This is a genomic window from Sphingomonas sp. IW22, from assembly GCF_041321155.1.
In the GTDB taxonomy this organism is placed as follows: domain Bacteria; phylum Pseudomonadota; class Alphaproteobacteria; order Sphingomonadales; family Sphingomonadaceae; genus Sphingomonas.
The window spans coordinates 64,524-81,578 of sequence record NZ_JBGGWB010000004.1 but is presented as its reverse complement, the minus strand read 5'-3'; the positions used below and the strand labels follow the sequence as shown (position 1 = coordinate 81,578).

Here is a 17,055-nt window from a genome sequence, read left to right as displayed (position 1 = left end):
TCTCTTTGCCGCCCACCGGGCGATCGGTTATATCTCCACACGCTTTCTCAGGTCCCCACCAGCCTCTCTGCTAGGAGGCTGGTTTGTCCTCGACGACACGGCACTGCACGGTCCGGCTCGACCGCCAGCAGTATGATCGCATTCTGGCCCTCGCGACGGACCAGGAATGCAAGCCCTCCGAGATCATCCGGGCGGCAGTCGATGCCTATCTCGGCACGGCGAGCGTCATCACGTCCAGCCACCGCCGATTGGCGCGGATCAGCGAGTTCATGCAGCTCGCGCTCGACGTCATCATCAGCGAGCAATATCCCGAATTCCGCGAGCGGATCATCGCCAATGCGGACAAGCGCCTGGAGCAATACCATGGCGCGTAAGGACATCCGCACCGATGGCCGCGCCATACCCCTGACCCATCATTCGGCGCGGGGCAAAGTCCATCGCAACGCCGGCAATTTCACGCGCGGAAGCCAGCTTCTCACCCACGAGATGCTGATGTGGTTCTCGGGCGCGAAGCTGCCCTTCATCCTGTGGTTCTTCGCCTTCCTCGCGGCCTGGTTCATCATCTTATCGCTCAAGCTCGACGAGCACGGCTTCCAGCTCGTCTGCATGAAGCTCTACGCGATGCTTTGGGACTGGGTCGGACTGGACCCTGCCAAGCGGGTCAACGTCACCCTCCCCAACGGCGAAATCCACCGCACGATCATGGCGGTCGTGCAGTATATGCCCGAGGTCCAGAGGGCCTGGAGTGTGGCCGTGCGGGGCCTGCTCGGCGCCATCCTCGTCTCCGTCTTTCTCACGATCCCGCTGACCATCTGGTTCGTCGATATTTCGCGGCGTCGGGGCCGGTCGATCCTGCAGGAGCGACACGAGCGGGGCGCCATGCTAGTCGAGCGCGAACTGCTTCTCGCGGAGGTGTCCCAACACAACCAGGCGGCGTTCGAAAAGGAAGCCCGGGAGTGCCTGCCCGACCTCTCGCCGCGGCAGGTGCTGCAACTGCCCTTTGCGGCGCGCAAGGCCGCCGGGATCCACCATCCCTACATACTCGCCGGCATCCCGTTCCCGCACCGGATGGAACAGTCGCACACGATGCTGGTCGGCACCACCGGGTCGGGCAAGACGACCGAGCTGCGCAGCCTCGTCAAGCAGATGCGCGAGCGTCAGGACAGCGCCGTCATCTTTGATCTCACCGGTGCCTATGTCGAGGCATTCTATGACCCCGAGCGCGATACGATCCTCAATCCGATGGACCGGCGCTGCCCGGCATGGTCGATCTTTTCGGACTGCTGCACCCACAGTGAGTTTACCGCCGCCGCTGCGGCCCTGATCCCGTCGGACGGCGGCTCCTCAGAACCGTTCTGGGCGCTCGCGGCGCGAACTCTCTTCATCGAAATGTGCGTCCGCCTGCAGGAGCGTGGTGAGACCACCAATCTCGCGCTGTCGGAACATCTGATGACGGCCGATCTAAAGCGCGTTCACCGCTACCTTCAGAACACCATCGCCGACCCTCTGACGGCCCCGGAAGCCGCCCGCATGGCGGAGTCGATCCGCGCCGTCTTCAACACGAACGCGCAGGTCCTCCGCTTCCTGCCAGACGAGGGTCCGCGCTTCTCGATCCGCGAATGGATCACGGGTGAGAAGAAGCCAGGCTCCATCCTTTTCATCACCTCAAATTACGTCGACATGCCGATGAACCGGGCGCTGCTGACGCTCTGGATGGACCTCGCCATCAACCGGCTCATGACCATGCCGCGCACGCGGTCGCTGCGCACCTGGTTCATGTTCGACGAGCTCGGCGCACTTCACCGGCTGCCAGCCATCGAGAATGGCCTTCAGACGGCCCGCGCCTTCGGCGGCGCAATGATCCTCGGCATCCACAGCTTCGAAAAGCTGGTCGAGGTATATGGCGAGCAGGGCGCCCGCAATCTCGCCTCGCTTGCCCGCTCCAAGCTCATCCTCGCGACCGCCGATCTCGACACCGCCGAGCAGTGCGCCCGCTATATCGGCAACCGCGAAGTCCGCCAGATGGATGAGGCCTACAGCTACGGCTACAACAACACGCGCGACGCCTCGACGCTGACTCCGCGCAAGCAGGTCGAACCGCTCGTGATCGCCGACGACATCACGAACCTGCCCTCGATGCATGGCTTCGTGAAGTTCCCCGACGGCTTCCCGGCCGCTCGGATCAAGCTCGTCTGGAAGGACTATCCCCAGGTCGCGGACGGCTTCCTGCCCCGCCCCGACATGAAGCCGGTGCGATCGAAGCGCGGAGAGGAAGTGTTCGACGGAGAAGGGGGTGGTGAAGCCGGTGGGCGTGATGGTGCCGGCCAGGTGATCCAGGAGGTGGTAGAGCCGGTCAACGTGGCGAAGGAAATGGCCGCGCGCATCCTGTCTGCCGAGGTCGATGCGGAGAAGGAATCGACCAGCAAGGCGGTTCACGAAAACAACGCCGACCGCGACGGACAGGCACCCCGTCAACATGCGGCCGACATCGCACAGACTGCGCGCGCGGCAGCAGAGCAGGAGGCAGCGCAGGCCCGAGAACGTGATGATCGAAAGGACGGTCGCAGCCATCACAGCGCGCCGCGGGTCGAGGATCAGACGATCGTCGAGCTACGCCAGGATTTCTCCGCCGGCCGCGAGCCTGACGGCACGGACATGGGGATCTAGCCAGTGCTCTCGGTCGCCTCCGTCCGTTCCGCCTCCGGCGCCGCCGGCTACTTCGCCAAGGACGACTATTACACCGTCGACGACAGCTCGGAGGTCAGTGCCTGGGGCGGCGAGGGCGCCTCCGACCTGGGCTTGTCCGGCGAGGTGGCGAAGGATGCCTTCGAAGGCATCCTGAACGGTATTCTGCCGAGCGGGGAGGGCGTGGCACAGGTCGAGAACCGGCGATCGGGCGTCGACCTCACCTTCTCGGCTCCGAAGTCGGTGTCGCTGCTCGCCTATGTCACCGGCGACAAGCGGATCCTCGGCGAGAACGGCGCCAACATGAAGGCGGTCGCGCGGGCGATGGCCTGGGTCGAGAAGAACCTCGCCGAAGGGCGCAAGGACGTGGAAGGGCGCAAGGTTCCGGTGCAGACCGGCAACCTCGTCTTCGCCTTGTTCCAGCATGACACGAGCCGCGCCCTCGATCCTCAGGCGCACGTCCACGCAGTAATCGCCAACCTGACCAAGATGCCCGACGGCAAATGGCAGGCGCTCCATGCCGACAAGATCTGGAGCAACAACACGGTGATCGGCTCGATCTACCACGCCTTCCTGCGCGAGGAGATGGAGAAGCTGGGCTACAGGCTAGAGCTCAAGGGCAAGCACGGGACGTTCGAGGTAGCCGGTGTCCCCAAGGCGGTGCTGGAGGCGTTCAGCCAGCGCCGCGAAGCCATTCTCGAGAAGGCGGCCGAGCTCGGCATTACCTCTCCCAAAGGGCGCGACAGCGTCACCACCAATACGCGCGATCCCAAGCTGAATGTTGAGGACCGCGACGGCCTCCGACGCGAGTGGATCGAGAAGGCGGCGGCCCTCGGCTTCGATGGCAAGGCCCTGCTCGAGGCGGCGCTTGCAAGATCCGAACAGCGCGAGCCGGGAAGCGCTCTCGAGCGCGGCTATCGCGCCGTCTCCGAGGCGCTTACGAACGCCTGGGAAAAGCTTGGCGACATCCTCAAGCCGCACGATCCTCTCGTCGATCGGGGCCTGGCTCGGGTGACCCACTCGCCGGCAGAAGCTCGTGCGCAGCTGGCTGTTGCGTCCGCCGTGCGCATGCTTTCCGAGCGTGAAGCCGCCTTCAACGTCAACCAGCTCGGCAAGACCGCTCTGGATCTCGGTCTGAAGGGCGTCACGGTCGACCATGTCGAGCGGCGGATCGCTCAGCTTGTGGAACGCGGCCAGCTGATCGCGGGCGAGGCGCGCGTGGGCGACACCCGGCCCCGCATGGTGACCACGCAGGAGGCCCTCAGGACCGAGGAGCGCATTCTCAAGGCGGTGGAGCAGGGGAAGGGCGCTTCCACTCCGATGATTGCGGCCAGCGAGGCTCCCGAGCGCTTGCAGGCACATGCGGATCGCGAGCTCAACGCCGGGCAGCTCGCCGCCGCCACACTGATTGTCTCTTCGGAGGACCGGACGGTGGTGGTGCAGGGCATAGCCGGCGCCGGCAAGTCGACCATGCTGCAGTCCGTCGCGCGGGTCGCCGAGGCGGAGGGGCGGGCCGTCACGGGCCTCGCCTTCCAGAACAAGATGGTGGCGGACCTCGCAGAGGGCGCCGGAATCAAGTCCCAGACCATCGCCTCCTTCATTCTTGCCAACGAGCGGCACGTCACGAACCGGCAGGGCGACGCCTATGAGCAGGCGCGGGCCGTGTTCGGCGGCCAGATGCTCGTCGTCGACGAGACCTCGATGGTGTCGAGCGACGACATGCTGAAGCTCCATCAAATCTCGGCCGCGCTGGGCGTCGACAAACTCGTTCTCGTTGGCGACCGGCAGCAGCTCTCCTCGATCGATGCCGGAAAGTCGTTCGCGCTCATCCAGGCCGGCGGGGGAACCATGGCGCGCATGGACGAGAACATCCGCCAGCGCACCGATCAGCTGCGCACCGTCGCGGCCCTGGCCAATGTCGGCGAAGCGGGCAAGGCCATGAAGGTGCTTGGCGACAGCGTCATCGAGCACAATAGCCCGGCCTTGCACGCAGCCGAAATGTGGCTCGGACTCTCGAGCGCCGATCGGGAGTCGACGGCGGTGTTCGCGTCGGGCCGCGCCTCGCGCGCGATCATCAATCAACGCATTCAGGACGGGCTTGCGGCCGAGAAGACCGTGCGCGGCGAGGGGATTCACCTCACCGTCTACGAGCGGGTGAATACCACGCGCGAGGAGTTGCGGTACGCATCCACCTACCGGCCCGGACAAACCCTCGAGGTAGGCAGGGGAGGCGGTCAGGACGTCGGCCTCGCCGCCGGCCGCTACGACGTCGACAAGGTCCACCCCAACGGCAAGGTCGATCTTCTCGACGGTCGCCGGCGCATCCGGTTCGACCCACAGAAACTCTCGCCAACCGAGAAGCGCGACCGCCTTCAGCTCAGCGAGAAGAAAGATCTTCATCTGCGCGAAGGCGATCGCATTCGCTGGACCGCCAACGACAAGGGGAGGGGGCTCCACAACGCCGCCCTCGCACGCGTCCTCACCATCGATGCGAGCGGCGTCACCGTCGAAACCGCGAGCAAGGAGCGGCTGACGCTCGACCTGGGCGATCCGATGCTGTCGCGGCTCGACCTCGCTTACTCGCTGAACATGCACATGGCGCAGGGCATCACCACCGACAAGGCGATCACCGTCATGTCGAGCCAGGAGCGCAACCTGTCCAACCAGCGCCTGTTCAACGTCGGCGTCACCCGCGTTCGCGACGAAATGACGATGGTGGTGGACGATAAAGCGAAGCTCGAGCGCCAGCTCGACAACAACCCCGGAAACAAGACCTCGGCGCTCGAAACGGTGGGTCGGCTCGACGTCGACCGGGAACGCGGCACGGGCACCAGCCCGCGCGAAAAATTCGATCCCGGCCCTGTCGATCTGTCGGACTTGCCGCCTTTGCCAGGCGACCCGCCGCTTCCGACTGCCGGGAAGGGCCAGGCTGCGTCTGCACCGGGCGATCCCCTCAAATCACCGCCCGAGCTCAAGCCCGACCGCAGCGACGTGCTGCCGCCGCTGCCGGAACGCAGCCTGGGGCTCGATCTGTGACGACCGACCGGCCGGACCGCCGGATTGAAGGAGACGACGATGAGTGGATGGGATTTCGACGACGTCGGCAAGTTCGGCAGCGACAAGGCAGCCGAGGACTTCGCCAAGCGCAACAATGTGGATCCCCGCGACATCCGAACCCGCGACAAGGGCGATGGCGTTGAACTGGAGATCCGGCGCTCCAGTCTGGACCGGCGTGGGCTCAAGGACAGCGGCGAGGGGCGCCGCGACGGCTGGTAACCGGCAGACCGGCGCGGCCCCGGTTGTTGGCCGCGCCTTCCATTCCGAGGGGTGACGCAATGACACAACTGTTCGGATCGCCAATCGCGACCGTATTTCTTATCGTCTGCGCGGTCATTATACTTGCGCTGGTGAAAAGCGCGGCGGCACCGAGTGGACCGCCCGCGCCGGTGGCCAAGCGCTTTCTTACCGACCGCGAGCTGGCCATGCTCGCGGCGATCGAGCGCGCCCTGCCCGCACACCGCATCCACGCGCAGGTGGCAATGGGGGCTCTCCTGCAGGTTCCACGTCGGCTCGGGCGCAAGGTGTCCCCCGCTGATCGAAACAGCTTCTCGCAGAAGATCATCGACTTCGTAGTGCAGGACCGGGAGACTGGAACGATCGTCGCCTTGATCGAGGTCGACGACTATACCCATAACGCCGCGACCGACGCAAAGCGTGATGCGATGACATCGCGCGCTGGCTACACGACGATCCGCATCGCGGCAAAGACCAAGCCGACGCTGGCGAATGTCCGTGAGGCGCTCGCACCGTTGCTTCATTCGGATCGATCTGCGGGCGCGATCGCGGATCGGGGGGCGAACCATGCTTGAGACCCAGATCATACTGGCGATCTACGCCGCATCGCCGCTGTACCTCAGGGGTGATCTCGCCAGCCCGGCATGGGTGCGCCTACCGAGCATTCTAAAGCTTCCTGCCGGCCTTCGGCGGGACGTCCGCATCGGGACTATCGCCGGCCTCGCCCTCCTCGTCTGGGTGGAACTGGCCAGTCACTCGTCGGCGCTCGGAAGGGCCGAGTGCGCGGCGTGGTTGGCGGTGCTTGTCGAGTGCCCCGCCTTTCTGAAGATCGCGATGCACCGCGACCAAGGCGTCTACTATCAATCCAGCGTCGAAGGGGCTGCGTAGTGGCGATCGACGACCGCGACTATACGCGCGAGCGGTATCGCCAGCGGCAGAAGGTTGATCCCGGCAAGCTCCGCTGGGGCTTCGGCAAGGCAGCGAGGGACGCAAACGCGCCGAAGACGAAGTCAACGCCGCTTGGCAGCGCTTCGTTGAATCGACGGAAAATCTCGCGACGACTTCACGCCGCCATGGTCCAGCGCTGGCAACCGCGGCCACCACTCGGGGGGAGAACGGAACCCGTAATGGAACAGTGCGACCTCTTCGGCGAACCGCCGCCTCAATCCCAAGCGGAAGAAGTGACCAAGGTGCCCCTCTCCCCGCTCGCCGCGCCCTGCGCTTTCAGGAACCGATCGAACAAATCCTGCCAACGCCTCGCTCGCGATCCGATCAGGCTGGACGGGCGCACGCTGCACTATCACGGCCGGCTTCTCCTCCACTGTCCCTTGGTATGCTTCAATGGCGCCTCGGCCGAGGAAACCCGGGTCTATGCCGAGGCAGCAGAATGACGGCGAGCAGCCCTGTCCGGTTAACCGGCGTGGTGGACATGACGCCACGTGGGCTGATGCTGATCGAGGGAGACGGGATGCGCTGGCGGCTCGTTGGGGACGTGATCGCCGGACACCTGATCGGTAAGTCGGTCACCGTCGAGGGAATGATCATCGGGGCGGCCATCACGGCCTATTATCTGGCACCGGCGCCGGAGACTTCGCCATGCTGATCCGGGCGACCGCATTCCCATACCGTCGACCGGGGTGCCCGCATTGCGGCCATCTGATCAATCACTGGCCGCGCGACAGCAATCTCGAGAGCTGCCAGCTCTGCCTGCGCCCGATGATCCTCCTTCGACGGCCTACGGACTGGAACGGGCCGAAGCGGCTGCGCGGGCTGCTCGACATCGGATTTGCACTGTACGGCCTGCTCACGATCGGGCTCGTTGCGGTCTTCATCGTCACCGGGCTGTCACCTCACGGCTTTGCCAAGGCAATCTCGGTTCTGCTCTTCATCATCGGCACCGTATTGGCGACCGACGGCGTGCTCGGGCTCCGCTCCGGAATGGACAGGACGGGCAAGCGGCTTCGCGTGGGGCGATCGGCACGCGTCGTTGCCGGCGGGAAGCTCGCTGCGGGCGCGGCGGCGATCCTGCTTTTGTGCATCGGTCTCACCCTCTGAGTAAGGTGGTGCACGAGAGCTTGCGGCGCTTTGCACCAAAGTGGATGTTATCCGCCCGCGCTCAAAGCGGCGGCATCATCCATGACCGTGTCCGGATCGCCGAAGCGATAGGACGCCAATTCTTCGCAATCGCTCCTGCTGAGAGGACTCTTGCTGTAGGTGCCTCGAGCCCAGCTGCTTGTTGTGGTGTGCCTTTCCCCTAACCGCAGCATCTCGTCGTGCGGTGCGACGTACCAGACACCGCGGTCGGGGAACGCGATCCAGATGTCTCGGCCGATATATTTCTTATCGATGGTCCACCGGCCTTTGAGCTGCACCAGCTTGGTATCGCCAGTCGCCTCGTTCAACAGGATCAGGTCGATGCCATTGTCATAGACCGGCAGATAGGCGTTGTAGCCTTGATTGAGTGCGACGGTGACGAGCGCATTGCGGTTCACCACTTCGACAGCATCGCTGGTTAGCTTCATCATCCCTCCTGATACCGTTCGCCCACATGGTCCCGTGCTTTGTGGCAGCTATAACCAAGCCGATACCGGCGACTTCTGCGACGGCGCCTGCTGCACGGTAGAATATCGCAAAAAGCTGATTCAAGGTCTCTGCAATCAGGGGTAGTCATGCTCCGCTACCCGGGGGTGCCTATGCCGATCGTACAGAGATATTTTGAGTTGCGTGATGTGCTGCCGCTGCAAGGGCGGCCATGGATACCGCTCCGCCACGATGCCGATGTCGTGATCGACCCACCTGAGGCCGGTATCGTCGAGCTGCGGGAATATACGGGCATCGCCACTGCCGCGATCTTCGACACCCATCGATCAGAGGGCGACAAGGTCGTCTGGAGCGACTTGGGGGTCGGCGCACACCGGGGCGGCATGGAACCGTGGGGCTATCGCGCTTCCGACCTGTTCTATGGCAGGTCCACTCAGCCGATCGGTTCCAATCTCGTGATCGACCAGTATCTCGAGGACGAACACCTTCACATCTGGCACCTGCATCCCGACCTGGTCGTGGCCCTCCGCCTTCTACGTGAAGGTGATTGCTGGTTTCGACCGGAGGAGGGCTGGGCCGAGGTCGCGCGATTGAAACGAGATGCTGAGGACCGCCCGATCCTGCTTGAGATTAGGCCGGAGTTCCTTGGTGACTACCTCAGCGCCCGCGGCATGGCCCTGTATTGTTCGAGCTATCACCAGCGGACCGCCACCACCATCGACAAGCCTGTCTACAGCTGGCCAGGCGACGCTTTCGCCGAAGTCAGGGGCAGGGACGAGCGGGAGGGTCGAACCGGACCGGGGCGCTGGCCGACCCCCAGTGATCAGTACCGCACGATGGGCGCCATGTGGCGAACGGAATGGGTCCAGCCAAGCGGGCTGAGTACACGCATCCGGGGCGACAAGGATCCCCATACCACGAGCTTCATACTGGAGAGTGACGGCACCCGCAGGTCGGGCGATGGTCTGGCTGGGGTGTCGACATGGTTATATTTCGATCCCACCGTCGTCTCCACCTTGATGCGCCATCGCGGCGCGAGCCTGCATTGGTACAGCGCGGAAACCGGAGGCCTGGGCGCCAGCACCGGTGTCCACTTCGGGGTCAACCGGCTCGGCCTGATCACGGTCTTCGCAAAAGACATCGGAGCACTCGATCCTTGGGAGCAGCGGCTGTGGAGCGCTCATAACGTAACGCCCGACGGCGGCGTGGCAGAGGAGTTGTTCGCCGCTCAGATGGATGTGACACCGGCCAGTACGATCGCACCAGAATCGCAGCTGGCCGCGGCGCTTGCGGAGATCGACGCGGCTTTCAGCGGCAAATATGGCGTCCCGCTCCTCCGCGACGACCAGGCCGTGCCTCGGCTGTTGCGCCGCGCGCACCGCTTCCAGGCGGCTGAAGCAGACGGTTTGCTGGAGCTAGCCAAGGAGGTCACTCGCCTTTTCATGGAGCGGGTCGACGTCGATGCCGTCCTTGCGCCTCTCAACCTGCCCAAACCCAAGGATGGTCGGAAGCCGGGTTCGAATAAGGCGCTGGAGAAACTCCTCGGCAGTCTAATCCCTGGGAACGACGCGAGCACGATGATGGCGCCGCTCTTCGGGATCTACGATCTTCGGCTCGCCGACGCACATCTTGGTTCGAGCAACATCGCCAGCGGCAAGGAGCGGGCAGGGGTCGATGATACCGCGCCAGCAGCGATGCAAGGCCGTCAGCTGCTGGATACCTTCGTGGCTACGCTTCGCCAGATATCGGCGGCGATCGCCTAATCGGGAAGCATATCGACGATGGTCACTTCAGCAATTTTCGATCGCTCGACCCGGAAACGGCCGATCTTGCACACGAGCTGATCGATAACGCTGACCGGCAACGCTCAGCCTTCATGTCATTTATGAGCCTTTGGATGGGCTTCAACGGCTGGATGGAATCGGTGACCGGCGCGGACCATGACGCGGCCATGATCACCGCGATTGCCGAAAACCGGCGGGCTACCGATGCCTATGAAGAGCTGATGCAGGATGACGATTTTCAACGACGCGTGATGGCCTTCTCGCAATTATGGCCGGTGCTCAACGTCCGGGACGTGCGGCAGAAGCTCGGTCGTGATGCCTTCTGGGCGCAGGACCGCGACGAGCTTTTCGACCGCCGTCGACGCGTGGGCGTCCGGATGCAACCAGTGGGCTGGACAGACGGAGATGTTCCAACCTGGCCGCAGCTCTTACGGACCATATATTGCGTTCGCTGCAACCTGTTTCACGGTGCGAAATCGCCCCAGCACGGTCGCGATCGTGACTTGGTGCGGCGATCCGGTCGTATCCTGCGGATGTTCATCGAGCGTGGTCGCTGTTTCGAGTGGACGGACTAGGGCTGCCGCCGAGCCGATGCGCGGTCTGAAAAGGTCGTCCTCGGACGGGAGCTCGACACGATCGAACTGTTGACCCAAAGACAAGGATGGCAGAACATAAGGGGAACGCTCCGAGTCTTTGTTTTTATGCCTGCCGTCGATTCCCGCCTTGCGAACATAGCCCAGCTTCGCTCCATCGCGACACCCATCGCCGAGTACCGGACGATGCCCTTCGGGGTGCCCGAGTTTGACCAGCGGCTTGCCAGCGGGGGCTTGAGAGCGGGAGCGCTCCATGAGGCGACCGCGCATTCATGCTCGCTCGTTGACGATGCGGCGGTGACCCTGTTTTTGTGCGGTATAGCCGCTCGGGAAGCTGCAATCAGCGCAGGACCGGTCCTTTGGGCAAGCTGTCGCAGCGATCTGTACGCCCCGGCGTTGTCTCAGGCGGGGTTGTCCTCAGCTGCCGTCATTCACGCCCAGCCGCGCGATGATGCTGAGTTGCTCGCGGTGGTCGAAGATGCGATCCGAGACGGTACGCCTGCTGCCATCGTTGCCGAGGCTGAGAAGGTCTCGATGGTCGCCTCCCGCCGCCTTCAGCTTGCTGCAGCTGATGCCGACCTCCCGGTCCTGCTCCTGCGACGGCGGCGGCGCCGTGATCACGATCCGTTTGGCGAGCCATCGGCTGCCTGGACTCGCTGGCGGATCGCGAGCGCCCCTTCGGAGAGGCTCGGCGTCGCCGGTGTAGGACGGCCACGCTGGACGGTCGAACTCGTGCGCCAACGAGGTGGCGAGGCTTTTTCCCTGATCGTGGAGGGCAGCGATGAGACGGGTCGTCTCCGCGTTCCTGCCGCACTTGGCCATCGAACGGCTGAGACGGCAGGAACGGTCCGCCACGCGGCCGCCTAAACGGCCGAGCCTCCAGCTACCCGTCGACGACGATCCCGGCGCTTGCTCGGTCCCGCGCGGGGGCGGATGGCGGCCGGGCGCCCGGTGGGCCCGCAGCGGAATGCTCACGCGCGCGGATGTTGAGGCACAGATCGCGACCTTGCCACGGCATGCGCAGCCGCCTGCCCGCGAGCTGGGCCGTCGATCGGAGGCCGCCCAGCATCCATTCAAAGCGCCGCCAGCGGCGAAACCGCAACAGACCGCACCTGTCGCGGAGGCGGTCGCTACCCCGCTGGCTCTCTTCGGGAAGGTTGGGCGAAGAGAAGAGATCGTCGCGGCGTGCGCTGGCGCGCAAGCGCTCGGAATCCATGTCGGCATGGCTGCCACGCACGCGCGTGCGCTTGTGTCGGACCTGGACCTTCGTCCCGCCGAGCCGGAGGCCGACGCGGCGCTGCTCGATCGGCTGGCGCTTTTCGCAGTTAGGCGATGGTCGCCGATCGCAGCGGTGTCGCCCCCCGATGGCCTGTGGATCGACCTCACCGGGTGCGAGCACCTCCATGGCGGCGAGTACCAGTTCTGCCAGAGACTGCTCGTCTTTTGCCGACGGGCGGGATTTACCGCTCGCGTGGCCGTCGCCGATACCCCCGGTGCGGCTCACGCAATCGCCCGGTTTGGCGCCGACGATCTCGCCTGCGTGACGCCGGGTGCCACCACGGTCGCGCTCTCCTCGCTGCCGATCGCAGCACTCAGGCTCGACCCAACGGCGCTCAGCGCAGCGCGGCGCTTCGGCTTCGAGAGAGTAGCTGATCTCCTGCCGGTGGCGCGCGGTCCCCTAGCGCGGCGACTAGGCTTGCCGGCCATCACCCGGCTCGATCAGGCGCTTGGCTCGACCGCGGAGCCGATCACTTCGCGCGACGATCCATCCATCCCCGTGGTGGAGCGCCGCCTTCTGGAGCCGATCGGCACCGCCGACGCGATCGAGCAGGTCATGGGCGATCTCCTGCATGATCTCGCCGAACTGCTGCAGGGGCGGGGGCTTGGCGTCCGCTCGCTCCGCCTTGCCGGCCTGCGGGTTGATGGCAGCGAACAGATCGTGGGCATCGGCACGTCGCGGCCGACACGCGAGGTGCCGCATCTTCTGCGACTGCTGAAGCTGCGCATCGAGCGCATCGACCCAGGCCTGGGTGTCGAGCGGTTTTGGCTGGCAGCGCCCCACACGGAGCCTCTCGACGCGATTGATCTAGGGGCGGTGCTCGCAGGAGACACGCTCGTCCGCGACCCAGCTCGCTTGGTGGATGTGGTCGCTGGCCGTATCGGCAGTGGCTCGGTTTTTCGGATCGCTCCCGTTGAAAGCCATGTTCCGGAACGCGCGGTAGCACGCACGAACCCTGTCCATATTCCAGGCGACTGGCCCAAATGGCAGCGTCCGGTTCGACTGTTCGCTCGACCAGAGCCGCTATGGGGCGTCGTAGCACTCCTTCCCGATCAGCCGCCCCGCCGCTTCGAATGGCGCGGCACAGCTCACCGCGTCGTCGCCGGCGACGGACCCGAACGCGTCCATGGCGAATGGTGGCGGCGCGATGCAGAGGTCTGGGCCGTCAGGGACTATTATCGGGTCGAGGACGAAGATGGCGGCCGGTACTGGCTGTTCCGGCGCGGCGATGGGATGGACGACAACACTGGCGACCTTAGCTGGTGGATCCACGGCGTCTTCGCATGAGCGCCTATGTCGAGCTTCAGGTGCTGACGCACTTTTCCTTGCTGCGCGGCGCATCGAGCCCGGAAGAGCTATTTTCAGCCGCAGCCCTGCTCGGCTATCCCGCTCTCGGGATAGGTGACATCGGCACCGTCGGAGGCGTCGTGCGCGCCTGGGAGGCGCAGAAAGCGACTGGGGTGCGATCGATAGCGGGCACACGCGTCGATTTGTCGTGCGGTCGTCGCCTCATCCTGTATCCGACCGATAGACCAGCGTGGTCGCGCGTCACCAGGCTTTTGACCGTCGGGAAGAAGCGCGCGGGGAAGGGCGGGTGCCTCCTTCATTGGCATGACCTGCAGCCGTGGTCAGCGGGCGTCATCGCGATCCTCTTGCCGCACGAGGCTGACACAGAAAATCTGAGCAGCCTTGCCGACCTGAAGGCCATTTATGGTCGCAGGGCCTACATGGCGCTGTTTCAGCGTCGCCGTCCCGACGACGCGGTGCGGATTGACGCGCTTGCCCGTCAGGCGGGCGGTGCCGGCGTCCGTGCCGTCGTGACCGGCGACGTCCTCTATCACGCGCCTGAGGCTCGCCTCCTGCAGGATGTCGTGACTGCGGTTCGCGAGAAGTGCACCGTCGACGAGCTCGGCTACCGGCGGGAGGTGAATGCCGACCGAGCGCTCAAATCACCCGACGAAATGGCCCGGCGCTTTCGCGCCTACCCCGATGCGCTGCAGGCCAGCGTCGACATCGCGCGCGCTTGCACCTTCAGTCTGGACGAACTCGCTTATCAATACCCGCACGAGCGGGTGGTCGAGGGTCTCACGGCGCAAGAAGCCCTTGAGCAGATGGCGAACGATGCGGTCGACCGGCTGTTCGATGGTGATGTGCCGCAACCTTACCGCAGCCAGATCGACCACGAACTGCGGCTGATCCGTGAACTAGGTTACGCCCCCTACTTCCTGACCGTCCATGCGATCGTGCGTGAAGCGCGACGTCGCGGCATCCTCTGCCAGGGACGCGGGTCTGCGGCGAACAGCTGCGTGTGCTTCGTGCTGGGCATCACGTCGATCGACCCGATTAAGCACGAGTTACTCTTCGAGCGCTTCGTATCGGGCGAGCGCCGCGAACCGCCGGACATTGACGTCGATTTCGAACATGAGCGCCGTGAAGAAATTATTCAGTGGATCTACGAGACCTACGGCCGTGACCGCTCCGCTCTGACAGCCGTCGTTACCCGCTATCGCGCGCGCGGCGCGGTGCGCGATGTCGGCAAGGCGATGGGCCTGCCCGAAGATCTGACCGCCTCGCTTGCAGGCTTGGTCTGGGGTTGGTCGGCCGAAGGCGTGGGCGAGAAGCAGGTCGAAGAACTCAATTTGGATCTCGGAGATCGCCGGCTGCGCCTGACGCTCGATCTCGCGCGCAAGCTGATTGGTACGCCGCGCCATATGTCCCAGCATCCCGGCGGCTTCGTCCTCACGCATGACCGTCTCGACGACCTGGTACCTATCGAACCGGCCGCGATGGACGACCGGCAGATTATTGAATGGGACAAGGATGACATCGACGCCCTGAAATTCATGAAGGTCGACGTCCTCGGCTTGGGGATGCTTGGCTGCATGAACCGCGCCTTCAACCTTCTCGAGGAAGCGAAAGGTTGCCAGATCGGCCTTGCGGACCTGCAGGATGATGACCCTGCGGTGTTCGCTATGATCCAGAAGGCCGATACGCTTGGGACCTTTCAGATCGAAAGCCGCGCGCAGATGTCAATGCTGCCGCGGATGAAGCCGCAGCGCTTCTACGATCTCGTCATACAGGTCGCGATCGTCCGGCCAGGGCCGATTCAGGGGGACATGGTGCATCCCTACCTTCGGCGGCGCGAGGGTTTGGAGAAGCCGGAATATCCCCGGCCCGAGCTGCGTGCGGTGCTGGAAAAAACGCTGGGGGTTCCGCTCTTTCAGGAACAGGCGATGAAGGTCGCTATCGTCGGCGCAGGCTTCACGGCCGCCGAGGCGGACGCTTTGCGGCGGGCTATGGCGACCTTCAAATTTACCGGCGGGGTCTCGCATTTCTCGGAGAAGCTGATCGAGGGGATGGTGGCGCGCGATTATCCGCGCGAATTTGCCGAGCGCACCTTCCGCCAGCTCGAAGGCTTCGGCTCCTACGGCTTTCCGGAGAGCCACGCCGCCTCCTTCGCGAAGATCGCCTATGCCTCGGCCTGGATGAAGCATCATCACCCTGACGTCTTTTGCGCCAGCCTGATGAACGCCCAGCCGATGGGCTTCTATGCGCCCGCGCAGATCGTTCGCGACGCACGCGATCACGGTGTGGAGGTCCGTCCGCCCTGCATCAACGCGAGCCGGTGGGACTGTACGCTGGAGCCCACGAACGGCCGCTATCTCGCGGTGCGGCTTGGACTGCGCCAGGTCCGCGGTCTTTCGAACGCAGACGGTGCGGCAATAGTCGGCGCGCGCTCGACCGCTCTGTTCGATTCTGTCGAGGACGTGTGGCGCCGATCACGGGTCCAGCGGGCGGCTATCGAGAAGCTGGCAGACGCCGACGCCTACCACGCGTTCGGCGCCGATCGTCGCCAAGGGCTCTGGAAGGTGAAGGGCCTCGGCGAGGCACCTTTGCCGCTATTTGCGGCCGCTGACCGCGAAGCGCAGACCGTGAGCGCCGAGGGCCTCGAGCCGGCCGTCACCCTGCGGCCGCTAACGGATGGTCGCGAGGTGATCGAAGATTACCGCTCGCTCCAATTGTCACTGCGCGCCCATCCTCTCACATTCGTCCGCGACGAACTGGCGCGGCGAGGCGTGACCCGTTGCGCGGATCTCGCGAGCATCCGAGACGGTCGCCATGTCGAGGTCGCCGGCATCATCCTTGTTCGACAAAAACCTGGTTCGGCAAAGGGCGTCCTCTTCATCACGATTGAAGATGAGACAGGCATCGCGAATGGCATACTCTGGCCGGACCGGTTCGAGGCGCAGCGCCGAACCGTCATGTCGGCATCGATGATCGGCATGAAGGGCAGGGTCCAGAAAGAAGGCGAGGTAATCCACGTCATCTGCGATCGGATCATCGATCACGGGGATCTGCTTCACCGAGTGGGCGAGCTGTCATTCCCGCACCGGACCGGTCGAGGCGATGGAGCTCGCCATGCCGGCGCCCCCGACCGCGGAGACAAGGGTTGGAAGCCCGAGCCACGCAACTGCTATTGGCCGCCTCACGCTGACGGCATGGATCCAAAGGAGGTCGTGCGGTTCAAGTCACACGATTTCCGCTGAGCTATGAGTGCCCTTCCGCGCCACCAGCGCGTCGTCATCGCCCTTTCCGTCCATATCCTTCGCTCCGCGACCGCACGATCCTCCGACACTCGCGTCGACGTCGTCGAGGTACGTTTGGCCTTGCGCTGCCTGCTTCAACACTGCCCGGAGCGCTGGCCTCTGGAGAATTTCTGGGACGCGGCAGCCCAGGCCAATGACATCGGTCGCTCGCAGGGTGTGACCGCTGCCTTCAATGGAATCGTCCGCCAATTGCGCCAAGCGGGACGCTACGATGAGGTGTCACCGCTCTGAAATAGTGGCCCCAAGTCGTTCCAGCCGGAAACACTTTGCCG

17 protein-coding genes are annotated in these 17,055 nt (G+C 64.6%); 15 read left to right on the top strand and 2 right to left on the bottom strand.

Features of this window, described 5'->3' with window-relative positions; all coding sequences use genetic code 11:
* The first annotated feature begins 83 nt into the window (after positions 1 to 83).
* From ACAX61_RS15120 to ACAX61_RS15080, 9 genes are read left to right on the top strand one after another with little or no spacing between them, the layout of a single operon-like run.
* Entirely contained in the window at positions 84 to 374 is a 291-nt protein-coding gene (locus ACAX61_RS15120; RefSeq protein ID WP_010339736.1) for a hypothetical protein, read from the top strand.
* Positions 364 to 2,667 (top strand): type IV secretion system DNA-binding domain-containing protein, encoded by a 2,304-nt coding sequence (locus ACAX61_RS15115; RefSeq protein WP_370715620.1) that lies wholly within the window; start codon positions 364 to 366, stop codon positions 2,665 to 2,667. Before ACAX61_RS15120 ends, ACAX61_RS15115 begins: the two co-directional genes overlap by 11 nt.
* 3 nt (positions 2,668 to 2,670) lie before the next feature.
* On the top strand, positions 2,671 to 5,721 hold the full coding sequence (gene mobF / locus ACAX61_RS15110; RefSeq protein ID WP_046408779.1) for a MobF family relaxase: 3,051 nt from the start codon (positions 2,671 to 2,673) through the stop codon (positions 5,719 to 5,721).
* 39 nt (positions 5,722 to 5,760) lie between these two features.
* On the top strand, positions 5,761 to 5,961 hold the full coding sequence (locus tag ACAX61_RS15105; RefSeq protein ID WP_046408815.1) for a hypothetical protein: 201 nt from the start codon (positions 5,761 to 5,763) through the stop codon (positions 5,959 to 5,961).
* 59 nt (positions 5,962 to 6,020) lie between these two features.
* Positions 6,021 to 6,554, top strand: coding sequence for a DUF2726 domain-containing protein (locus ACAX61_RS15100; RefSeq protein WP_046408778.1), 534 nt, complete (start codon positions 6,021 to 6,023; stop codon positions 6,552 to 6,554).
* On the top strand, positions 6,547 to 6,867 hold the full coding sequence (locus ACAX61_RS15095) for a hypothetical protein (protein ID WP_126002491.1): 321 nt from the start codon (positions 6,547 to 6,549) through the stop codon (positions 6,865 to 6,867). The genes ACAX61_RS15100 and ACAX61_RS15095 overlap by 8 nt, the downstream gene beginning before the upstream one ends.
* Entirely contained in the window at positions 6,867 to 7,370 is a 504-nt protein-coding gene (locus ACAX61_RS15090; RefSeq protein WP_046408775.1) for a hypothetical protein, read from the top strand. The genes ACAX61_RS15095 and ACAX61_RS15090 overlap by 1 nt, the downstream gene beginning before the upstream one ends.
* A 32-nt stretch (positions 7,371 to 7,402) precedes the next feature.
* Positions 7,403 to 7,582, top strand: a complete 180-nt coding sequence (locus ACAX61_RS15085; RefSeq protein ID WP_046408773.1) for a DUF5818 domain-containing protein — start codon at positions 7,403 to 7,405, stop codon at positions 7,580 to 7,582.
* Positions 7,576 to 8,034: a hypothetical protein gene (locus ACAX61_RS15080; RefSeq protein ID WP_126002493.1), complete on the top strand. Its 459-nt coding sequence runs from the start codon at positions 7,576 to 7,578 to the stop codon at positions 8,032 to 8,034. The genes ACAX61_RS15085 and ACAX61_RS15080 overlap by 7 nt, the downstream gene beginning before the upstream one ends.
* A 47-nt stretch (positions 8,035 to 8,081) precedes the next feature.
* Here the strand turns inward: ACAX61_RS15080 and ACAX61_RS15075 are convergent, their stop codons facing one another.
* Complete coding sequence (locus ACAX61_RS15075; protein WP_052742500.1) at positions 8,082 to 8,504, bottom strand: hypothetical protein; 423 nt, start codon at positions 8,502 to 8,504, stop codon at positions 8,082 to 8,084.
* Positions 8,505 to 8,648: 144 nt separating this feature from the next.
* Between ACAX61_RS15075 and ACAX61_RS15070 the strand changes: the two genes are divergently transcribed.
* From ACAX61_RS15070 to ACAX61_RS15060, 3 genes are all read left to right on the top strand, one after another.
* Positions 8,649 to 10,283, top strand: a complete 1,635-nt coding sequence (locus ACAX61_RS15070) for a hypothetical protein (RefSeq protein ID WP_082102871.1) — start codon at positions 8,649 to 8,651, stop codon at positions 10,281 to 10,283.
* Positions 10,284 to 10,417: 134 nt separating this feature from the next.
* Complete coding sequence (locus tag ACAX61_RS15065; RefSeq protein WP_205499273.1) at positions 10,418 to 10,879, top strand: hypothetical protein; 462 nt, start codon at positions 10,418 to 10,420, stop codon at positions 10,877 to 10,879.
* A gap of 126 nt (positions 10,880 to 11,005) precedes the next feature.
* Positions 11,006 to 11,764, top strand: a complete 759-nt coding sequence (locus ACAX61_RS15060) for an ImuA family protein (RefSeq protein WP_370715619.1) — start codon at positions 11,006 to 11,008, stop codon at positions 11,762 to 11,764.
* Between the two features lie 16 nt (positions 11,765 to 11,780).
* Here ACAX61_RS15060 and ACAX61_RS15055 read toward each other — a convergent pair whose 3' ends face one another.
* Positions 11,781 to 12,113 carry a hypothetical protein gene (locus ACAX61_RS15055; RefSeq protein WP_370715662.1) on the bottom strand — a complete coding sequence of 111 codons (333 nt, stop codon included), beginning with the start codon at positions 12,111 to 12,113 and terminating at the stop codon, positions 11,781 to 11,783.
* On the opposite strand from ACAX61_RS15055, the gene ACAX61_RS15050 reads away from it, so the two are divergent.
* Genes ACAX61_RS15050 through ACAX61_RS15040 form a run of 3 tightly spaced genes read left to right on the top strand, consistent with a single transcriptional unit; the run spans position 12,036 to position 17,014 of the window.
* Positions 12,036 to 13,463 (top strand): Y-family DNA polymerase, encoded by a 1,428-nt coding sequence (locus ACAX61_RS15050; protein WP_370715660.1) that lies wholly within the window; start codon positions 12,036 to 12,038, stop codon positions 13,461 to 13,463. The genes ACAX61_RS15055 and ACAX61_RS15050 overlap by 78 nt on opposite strands.
* Positions 13,460 to 16,723 (top strand): error-prone DNA polymerase, encoded by a 3,264-nt coding sequence (locus tag ACAX61_RS15045; protein ID WP_046408768.1) that lies wholly within the window; start codon positions 13,460 to 13,462, stop codon positions 16,721 to 16,723. The genes ACAX61_RS15050 and ACAX61_RS15045 overlap by 4 nt, the downstream gene beginning before the upstream one ends.
* Positions 16,724 to 16,726: 3 nt before the next feature.
* Positions 16,727 to 17,014 (top strand): hypothetical protein, encoded by a 288-nt coding sequence (locus ACAX61_RS15040; protein WP_046408766.1) that lies wholly within the window; start codon positions 16,727 to 16,729, stop codon positions 17,012 to 17,014.
* The last annotated feature ends 41 nt before the right edge of the window (positions 17,015 to 17,055 follow it).

Bases quoted from the DNA above. Each gene is read 5' to 3' on its own strand.
- ACAX61_RS15115 (WP_370715620.1), top strand. From the start codon at position 364: ATGGCGCGTAAGGACATCCGCACCGATGGCCGCGCCATACCCCTGACC.
- ACAX61_RS15105 (WP_046408815.1), top strand. From the start codon at position 5,761: ATGAGTGGATGGGATTTCGACGACGTCGGCAAGTTCGGCAGCGACAAG.
- ACAX61_RS15100 (WP_046408778.1), top strand. From the start codon at position 6,021: ATGACACAACTGTTCGGATCGCCAATCGCGACCGTATTTCTTATCGTC.
- ACAX61_RS15095 (WP_126002491.1), top strand. From the start codon at position 6,547: ATGCTTGAGACCCAGATCATACTGGCGATCTACGCCGCATCGCCGCTG.
- ACAX61_RS15080 (WP_126002493.1), top strand. From the start codon at position 7,576: ATGCTGATCCGGGCGACCGCATTCCCATACCGTCGACCGGGGTGCCCG.
- ACAX61_RS15075 (WP_052742500.1), bottom strand. From the start codon at position 8,504: ATGATGAAGCTAACCAGCGATGCTGTCGAAGTGGTGAACCGCAATGCG.
- ACAX61_RS15070 (WP_082102871.1), top strand. From the start codon at position 8,649: ATGCTCCGCTACCCGGGGGTGCCTATGCCGATCGTACAGAGATATTTT.
- ACAX61_RS15065 (WP_205499273.1), top strand. From the start codon at position 10,418: ATGGGCTTCAACGGCTGGATGGAATCGGTGACCGGCGCGGACCATGAC.
- ACAX61_RS15060 (WP_370715619.1), top strand. From the start codon at position 11,006: ATGCCTGCCGTCGATTCCCGCCTTGCGAACATAGCCCAGCTTCGCTCC.
- ACAX61_RS15055 (WP_370715662.1), bottom strand. From the start codon at position 12,113: ATGGATTCCGAGCGCTTGCGCGCCAGCGCACGCCGCGACGATCTCTTC.
- ACAX61_RS15045 (WP_046408768.1), top strand. From the start codon at position 13,460: ATGAGCGCCTATGTCGAGCTTCAGGTGCTGACGCACTTTTCCTTGCTG.
- ACAX61_RS15040 (WP_046408766.1), top strand. From the start codon at position 16,727: ATGAGTGCCCTTCCGCGCCACCAGCGCGTCGTCATCGCCCTTTCCGTC.